Source organism: Luteibacter yeojuensis, from assembly GCF_000964085.1.
GTDB classification, from domain to species: Bacteria; Pseudomonadota; Gammaproteobacteria; order Xanthomonadales; family Rhodanobacteraceae; genus Luteibacter; species Luteibacter yeojuensis_A.
In genome coordinates this window covers 1-8187 of sequence record NZ_JZRB01000063.1, presented here as the reverse complement: position 1 = coordinate 8187, position 8187 = coordinate 1, and the positions used below count along the sequence as shown (strand labels likewise).

Genomic DNA, 8187 nt, shown 5'->3' with positions numbered 1-8187 from the left:
GCGGTGAATTCGTCGAGCAGGACGAAGATGGCGGCAACCGCCGCGTCATCGCCAAGGACGATTTCAGCGACGTCACCAGCGGCGGCCTGTGGACGCCCGCCCCGCTCCGCCCGTTCGGCACGCGCCCGGTCACCGGCATTCCGAAGGTCACCTACGTGAACCCGCAGGACCCGGTCGCTCGCCTGCACATGGCGCTATCGCAGAAATTCCCCGGCTCGTTCGTCAGCTTCGTGGATTACAGCGAAGACGGCAGCGAACTGATGTTCGAGGTGTGGAGCGACCGCGATCCCGGCCGCGTCATGCTGATCGATACCAAGACCTACAAGGTGAGCGTGCTGTTCGCCGAGGCCCCGTGGATCGACCCGACCAAGATGGCCGAGCGCCGCCCCGTGCGCTTCAAGGCCAGCGATGGCCAGGAACTCGAGGCCATCCTTACCTTCCCCAAGGGCAAGGCCGAGAGCCACCTGCCGATGGTGCTGCTCCCACATGGCGGCCCGCACGGCATTTCCGACACCTGGGCGTTCGACTGGGATGCCCAGTTCCTTGCCAACCGCGGCTACCTCGTCATGCAAGTGAACTACCGGGGCTCGGGTGGCCGCGGCAATGCGTTCATCGAGGCGGGCTACCGCAAGTGGGGCACGCGCGTGCAGGACGACCTGATCGATGGCGTGAAGTGGGCCATTGGCCAGGACCTCGTCGACGCCGACCGCGTGTGCGTGTTCGGCGCGAGCTTCGGTGGGTATTCGGCACTCATGGCGCCCACCCGCGCGCCGGGCATGTTCAAGTGCGCGGTGGGCTACGCCGGCATCTACGACCTGCCCATGATGTACACCAAGGGCGACATCAAGGCGACCACGTCGGGCCGCAGCTACCTCGACCTGGCCGTGGGCAACGACCCGGCCGCCATGGCCGACATGTCGCCGACCCACCAGGCCGCCAAGCTCGACCTGCCGATACTGCTGGTGCATGGCGAGGACGATGAGCGTGCCCCGTTCGCCCAGTTCAAGGCGATGAAAGCCGCCCTGGATGCCGCGCACAAGCCGTACGAGACGCTCACCAAGTCAGGAGAGAAGCACGGTTTCGTAAAGCCCGAGAACGTCGAGGAGTTCTACACGAAGCTGGCGGCGTTCCTCGACCGCAACATCGGTGACGGGGCGGCGGCGAAAACAGCCGCCCCCTGACGCCCCGCCGGGCAACCGCCGTGACCCCCGGCGGTTGCCCGGCGCGCCCGCACGCGTTATGTTCGCGTGATCGCATGGCCCGGGTGGTGCCAGGCGAAGATCGGGAGGTTGTCGGGGTATGGTCGTCAGTAGTGGGCTGAAGCGCCACGTCGCGGCGCGGCGGGCGGTGCTTGCCGTGGCCCTGCTCGGCTGCCTTGGGCCCCGGGCGCTGCTCGCCCAGGACACCACGCCAGCCCGGAACCCCACCTCGCCAGCCGAGATGCTGGCCCCGGTCAACGTCACCGTCACCGGCTCGCGCATCCGCGGCATCGACGTCGAGACCGCCCAGCCCGTCTTCAGCATGGACCGTGCCGCCATCCGCGCCACGGGCCTCACCAGCCTGGGCGACGTGGTGGCCCGCATGCCTTCCGCGGGCACGCCCGAGGTCACGCCGCAAGATACGCTCTCCTCCAGCAACGACGCCGGTGGCCGCTACGTCAACCTGCGCAACCTGGGCGCCGTGCGCACCCTCGTGCTGGTGAACGGCCGCCGCTGGACCACCAGCTTGGGCGGCCTGACCGATCTCTCCACCATCCCGCTCGCCATCGTCGAGCGCATCGAGGTGCTGAAGGACGGTGCCTCGTCCATTTACGGCTCCGATGCCATCGGCAGCGTGGTGAACATCATCACCACCGACCGCTTCGAAGGCGCCACGGCCGACGTGCTCTACGGCGTCAACGGCAAGGGCGATGGCGCGCAGAAGAACGGCACGTTCACCTGGGGCCGCAGCACCGAGCGCTCGTCGCTCATCCTTGGCGCCAGCTACGAGGATGCCGACACGCTGGACGACAGCAAGCGCGGCACCACGGCCAGCGCCTACGGCCCGCGCCACCCGCTGGATGGCTATGCCATGGGCCCGTACGGCGGGGTGGTGGACCCGGCCACTGGCAACCGCTATGTGGTCAACCACGGCGCCACCGATACGGCGAGCCCTGCGAATTACCACCCCTATGACGCGAACAGCGTCGCGGATAAATACAACACCGCGCGCGACATGAGCTTCCGCGCCGGCAGCAAGCTGCGCGACCTGTTCGCCACGGGGCGCTACAACCTCACCGACGACATCACGCTGCGTGGCATGGTGAATTATGGCGTGCGCGATACGCGCAGCCAGGCCTCGGGCTACCCGCTGCGCAGCGACACCGGCCGCGCCGATGGTCTTTTCATCGACCCGGCCAACGCCTACAACCCCTTCCCCGGCAACAGCACCTCGTTCTTCCGTCGCACGGTGGAGCTGCCGCGCATGGACTGGGCCAAGTCGAAGGTGTTCCACGCCGACGCGGGCCTCGAAGGCACGTTCCAGTGGCTCGACCACGCTTGGAACTGGGACGTCACGTACGCCTACTCCGAAGACCGGGCCAGCCGCACCACCAGCGGCAACATCAACCTGGTGAACGCCCGCAAGGCGCTCGGCCCCACCACCACCATCGATGGCCAGGTGGCGTGCGCCAGCGCGGCCGACCGCGCGGCCGGCTGCGTGCCCTGGAACATCCTGGCCGGCCCGGGCGGCACGCCCGATGCGGTGTGGCGCTACGTGGCCTCCACCACCACCGCGCACGAAACCACCCGCACCAACGATATCGTCGCGAACCTCACCGGTGGCCTGGTCGACCTGCCCGCCGGCACGCTGCGCGTGGCGGGCGGTGTCGAGCACCGCCGCGAAGATGGCCGCTATGTCCCCGACCCGGCCGATGCCGCCGGGCTCACCACGCAGCTCGCCAGCGACCCAACCAGCGGTGGCTACGCGGTGAACGAGGCCTACCTCGAGTTCGACGTGCCCCTGCTGACCGACGCACCGCTGGCGCAGGAACTGGCGGTGAATGCGTCGTCGCGCTACTCGCACTACACGGCGTTTGGCGGCCGCACGAACAACAAGTACAGCTTCCGCTGGAAACCCTTCGACGACCTGCTGCTGCGCGGCACCTACGCCGAAGGCTTCCGCGCGCCCACGGTGGCCGATCTCTACGCCGGCTCGGCGGAGAGTTTCGAGAGCTTCCTCGACCCCTGCGACAGCACCTTCGGTGCCGCCGCCACCGACGCGGGCGTGCGAGCCCGCTGCGGCGCGGCGGGCGTGCCAGCCAATTACCGCCAGGTCGACCAGTCGGGCGCGCAGATCACGTCGAACACCGGCGGGCAGAATCCATCGGCGTTCCGCACCGGCGCCAATCCGCGCCTTAAGCCGGAATCGTCCATCACGCGCACTGCCGGCCTCGTGTACAGCCCCACGTACCTCGACGGGCTCGACATGACGCTCGACTATTACAAGGTCGATATCCGCGATGTGATCACGCCGATACTCGCGGGCGACATCCTCAATTTCTGCTACGTCCGCAACGACCCGACGTATTGCGGCCGTTTCACCCGCGCGCCCAACGGCAGTATCACCGCGCTGGACGAAACCCTGGTGAACCTGGGTTCGCTCAGCACCGAGGGTTACGACCTCGGCCTGCACTACCGTTTCCCGGCCACGCGTTTCGGCGAGTTCGCACTCACGTCCGACAGCACCTACCTCAAGGACTACACGCAGCGCAGCAGCGCCAGTGCCGAGCCGCGCCAACTCGCCGGTTACATGAACGGCGTGCAGGGGCTTTACCGCGTGCGTTCCAACCTCACGCTCGACTGGTCATGGCAACGCTTCGGTGCCACATGGACCGTGCGTTACTACTCCGGCCTGAAGGATTCGTGCTGGTCGGCGACGCAGGAATGCAACCAGCCCGATACGCCCAACGTCATCAGCGGCGGCCAGGGCATCAGCCGCAAGGGCGGCGTCGCCTTCAACGACCTGCAGTTCCGCTGGGCCACGCCGTGGAACGGCAATGTGCGCGTGGGCGTCAACAACGTTTTCGCGCGCAAGGGCCCGTTTTACTACAACGTCTCCAGCGCCGGCGGCGGCAGCCCGCCCTACAACCCCGCGTTTGATATCGATCGCTACTTCTACATCGGCTACCAGCAGCGTTTCTGACAAGCCATGTGGGAGCGCGCTTGCGCGCGATCGCGCGCAAGCGCGCTCCCACATATTCGTATTGCGATGCGAACCGTTCGCATTTATTCAGTCGCAGTAAATAGCGATATTCAAAGCGATAAAGCACGAAAAGCCGTAAACGCTTGCAGTCAGATGACGACGGCGTTATGTTCGTGTTACGTCGCCATGCGCCCAGGGGTTGGCGCGACGTCGGTGTCCCCACGCCGATTACCTCACACACCCACAAACGAGTGCCGCCCAGCGGTGCTACTACAAGCTGTTCAGCCTTGCAGTTTCTGCAGGGCCAGGGAGTTTTTGACCTCATGACAAGCACCACCCTGAGCACGCGCGCCAGCGTGCTGAAGCGCACTGCGCTCGTCTCCGCCCTGGGCGCCTGCCTGCTGGCCGGTTCCGCCTATGCGCAGAGCACCGTCGGCGACATCTACGGCACCGCCGCGGCCTCGCAGACCATCCAGATCCAGAACCTCGGCTCGGGCGCCTCGCGCACCGTCGTCGCCGACCCCACCGGCCACTACCGTGCCTCGTCGCTGCCGATCGGCAGCTACCGCGTCAACGTCGTCGAGAACGGCGCCACAGTATCCACGCGTGACATCAACGTCATCGCCGGCCAGTCGGCGCAGCTGAACTTCGCCGCCGCCGATGGCGGCACCACCAGCGCGCAGGCCCTCGACACCGTCACCGTGTCGGCCAACGCCCTCACCGCCATCGACGTGGCGTCGGTCGAGTCGCGCACCAGCTTCACGGCAGACAAGCTCGACAAGCTGCCGGTGCCGCGCAACGTCGTCGACGTCGCCGCGCTCACCCCGGGCACCGTCAAGGGCGACTCGGCCTTCGGCAACCTGCCGTCGTTCGGCGGCGCCTCGGTCGCCGAGAACAGCTACTACGTCAACGGTTTCAACGTCACCAACCTGTACAACAACCTGTCGTTCTCGGAAGTGCCGTTCCAGGCCATCCAGCAGCTCGACGTGCAGACCGGTGGCTACGGCGCCCAGTACGGTTTCTCGACCGGCGGCGTGACCTCGGTGATCACCAAGCGTGGCACCAACGAGTGGAAGGGTGGCGCGTCGTGGGTGTACACCCCGGCCTGGGGCCGCGAGCAGCAGCCCACCACCTACACGAAGGACGGTAACCTCTACCGCACCTACCAGAAGAACAGCGACAAGGACAACGTCTACTCGGCCTGGCTGGGTGGCGCGCTGGTGAAGGACAAGCTCTTCTTCTACGGCATCTTCCAGTCGCACAAGGAAACCGAGACGGCCTACCCGGGCGCCACGTCGTCGGCCGCCGCGCAGCGCAACGAGTACAGCGATCCCTTCTATCTCATCAAGATGGACTGGAACATCAATGACTCGAACATCCTCGAATGGACGGGGATGAACAACACGAAGCACACGACGAACCAGTACTACACCTCGGAAATCGATGCGGACGGCAAGCCGTTCACCAACGATTACCTGGGTCGCCGCCACGTCAAGACCGGTGGCGCCGTCAACGTGTTCAAGTACACCAGCTACCTCACCGACGACCTCACCCTGTCGGCGCAGTGGGGCAAGATGAAGTCCAAGAACTCCTCGGACTACACCTCGGCCGATGGCACCGTCACCAAGTACGACGGCAACATCAACGGCGCCAACCAGGGCTGCCCGTACGTCATCGACCGCCGCAGCAGCACGCTGAGCGGCACGACCGACCCGGTGCACTCCTGCTACCTCGCCAGCACCATCGACCGCTTCAACGGCGAAGACCAGCGCACGGCCTACCGCGTCGACCTCGACTGGAAGGTGGGCGACCACGACCTGTCGGGCGGCTTCTCGCGCGAGAAGTGGAGCTCGGATGCCGGCCAGAGCTACGCCGGTGGTTCGCTGTGGTACTACCGCACCAACGCCGCGGGCAACGACTACGTCTCGCAGTACAACTACCGCACGGGTGGTTCGGTCGCGATCGACCAGAAGTCGTGGTTCCTGCAGGATAACTGGCAGGTCAGCGACAAGTTCCTCGCCTACATCGGCGTGCGCAACGATTCGTTCAACAACAAGAACGGCGCTGCACAGAACTTCGTCCGCCAGGGCAACATCTGGCAGCCGCGCCTCGGCTTCTCGTGGGATGTGTTCGGCGACTCGACCACCAAGGTGTTCGGTACCGCCGGCCGTTACTCGCTGCCGATCGCCGCGAACGTCGCCCTGCGCGCCGCCACCGCGTCGTACTACACGATCCAGAACTTCTCCTACAAGAGCATCGACCCGGTCACGGGCGTGCCGGAACTGGGCGCCCCGCTCAGCGGCCAGTCGATCGTGAACGGCGAGAACGGCTCCACCCCGGATCCGCGCTCGGTCGCCACGAAGGACCTGAAGCCGTACTCGCAGGATGAGTTCATCCTCGGCATCCAGCACCGCATCACCAGCGACAACGACTTCCTGAACGACTGGGTCGTCGGTGCCAAGGCCACCTACCGCAAGCTCAACAACGCCATCGACGACACCTGCGACTGGCGCCCGTTCTACGCTTACGGCAAGTCGCTGGGCCTGGACATGGACGCCAACGGCGACCAGTTCACCCCGCCGGCCACCATGCCGGGCTGCTTCATCTACAACCCGGGCAGCAAGGTTTCGGTCGATGTCGACCTCGACGGCAGCGGCCAGCTGCGCAACGTCACCCTGCCGGGCACGGCGTTCGGCGAGAAGGCCAAGCGCACGTACGAAGCCGTCACGCTCTCGGCCGAGAAGGCCACCGACAACTGGTACGTCAATGCGTCGTACACCTGGTCGAAGAACCGTGGCAACACGGAAGGCCTGGTGAAGTCGGATAACGGCCAGATGGATACGGGTACCACCAGCGCGTTCGATTACCCGGAACTGATGGTCGGCGCCACCGGCTACCTGCCGAACGATCGTCGCCACAGCTTCAAGGTGTACGGCGGCTACCGCATCACCCCGGAATGGCAGGTGGGCGTCAACGGCCTGCTCGAGTCCGGCCGCCCGACCAGCTGCTTCGGCGGCGGCGACGAAACCGTCGGCGGTATCCCGAGCTACAACTCGGAGTTCTTCTACTGCGACGGCAAGATCTCGTCGCGCGGCACGGCCAAGCGCCTGCCGTGGCAGTGGTCGATCAGCCCGAACGTCGTCTACACCCCGGCGTACGCCAAGGGCCTGACGGTGCAGCTCGACGTGATCAACCTGTTCAACAACGACACCAAGACCGCCATCAACGAGATCGGCGAGAACGGTGCGGACTCGAACTACTACAACTCGACCTACCGCGTGCCGACGTACTACCAGACGCCGCGTTACATGCGCCTGATGGTGCAGTACGACTTCAGCCTGTAATTCGAAGCCGTACGATGCAACAGAAAAAGGCCGCCCTCCGGGGCGGCCTTTTTTGTTGTTCGTTCCCCTCGTTTGGATGGCGGTCGCCGTGCCGCGCTTTCGCGCCGGTTCATTCCCTCGTGTCAAAGCACGAGCGGGGCATCCGGAAGTTCGTTGGTGCGCGGCGTGCCATCGGACGGGAAATGCCGCGCCAGCAGCGCCGCTACTTCGTCCACACCGGTAAGCGCCGCCTCGCGGAAGTGGCCCTTCGCGAACTCATCGCGCATGTGCGCCGTGATGGCATCCCACTCCCCCGCCCCCACGCGCGCCACGATGCCGCGGTCGGCGACGATCTCGATGCGGTGCTCGGCAAGCAGCACGTACAGCAGCACGCCGCAGTTCTCTTCGGTATCCCATACACGCAGGTGCGCGAACAGCGCCGTGGCGCGGTCGCGTGCCGTGACACCCTCGAGCACCGCGGGCAGCGGCAGGCGGGATTCGATCGCGACGCGCAGTTCGCCGCGGTGCGTACGCTCGCCAGCGGCAACGCGCGCCGCGATGGCGTCGAGGGTTTCCGTGGGGAACTGCCGGCCGATCTGGAACCAGCCGCCGAAGACGTTGGTGATAGCGCGTTGCATCGTCATCACCAGCTCCCCGACGAGCCACCGCCGCCAAAACTGCC

Annotated in this window: 4 protein-coding genes; 3 read left to right on the top strand and 1 reads right to left on the bottom strand. The window is 66.1% G+C overall.

Features of this window, described 5'->3' with window-relative positions:
- From VI08_RS19445 to VI08_RS19435, 3 genes are all read left to right on the top strand, one after another.
- A partial coding sequence (locus VI08_RS19445; RefSeq protein ID WP_045831300.1) for an alpha/beta hydrolase family protein occupies window positions 1–1181 on the top strand: 1181 nt, incomplete at its 5' end.
- Between the two features lie 118 nt (window positions 1182–1299).
- Window positions 1300–4182, top strand: a complete 2883-nt coding sequence (locus tag VI08_RS19440; RefSeq protein WP_045831299.1) for a TonB-dependent receptor plug domain-containing protein — start codon at window positions 1300–1302, stop codon at window positions 4180–4182.
- 323 nt (window positions 4183–4505) lie between these two features.
- On the top strand, window positions 4506–7526 hold the full coding sequence (locus VI08_RS19435) for a TonB-dependent receptor (protein WP_045831298.1): 3021 nt from the start codon (window positions 4506–4508) through the stop codon (window positions 7524–7526).
- A gap of 122 nt (window positions 7527–7648) precedes the next feature.
- Here the strand turns inward: VI08_RS19435 and VI08_RS19430 are convergent, their stop codons facing one another.
- Window positions 7649–8149: a TPM domain-containing protein gene (locus VI08_RS19430; RefSeq protein ID WP_045831297.1), complete on the bottom strand. Its 501-nt coding sequence runs from the start codon at window positions 8147–8149 to the stop codon at window positions 7649–7651.
- Between the last annotated feature and the right edge of the window lie 38 nt (window positions 8150–8187).

Bases quoted from the DNA above. Each gene is read 5' to 3' on its own strand.
- VI08_RS19440 (WP_045831299.1), top strand. From the start codon at position 1,300: ATGGTCGTCAGTAGTGGGCTGAAGCGCCACGTCGCGGCGCGGCGGGCG.
- VI08_RS19435 (WP_045831298.1), top strand. From the start codon at position 4,506: ATGACAAGCACCACCCTGAGCACGCGCGCCAGCGTGCTGAAGCGCACT.
- VI08_RS19430 (WP_045831297.1), bottom strand. From the start codon at position 8,149: ATGACGATGCAACGCGCTATCACCAACGTCTTCGGCGGCTGGTTCCAG.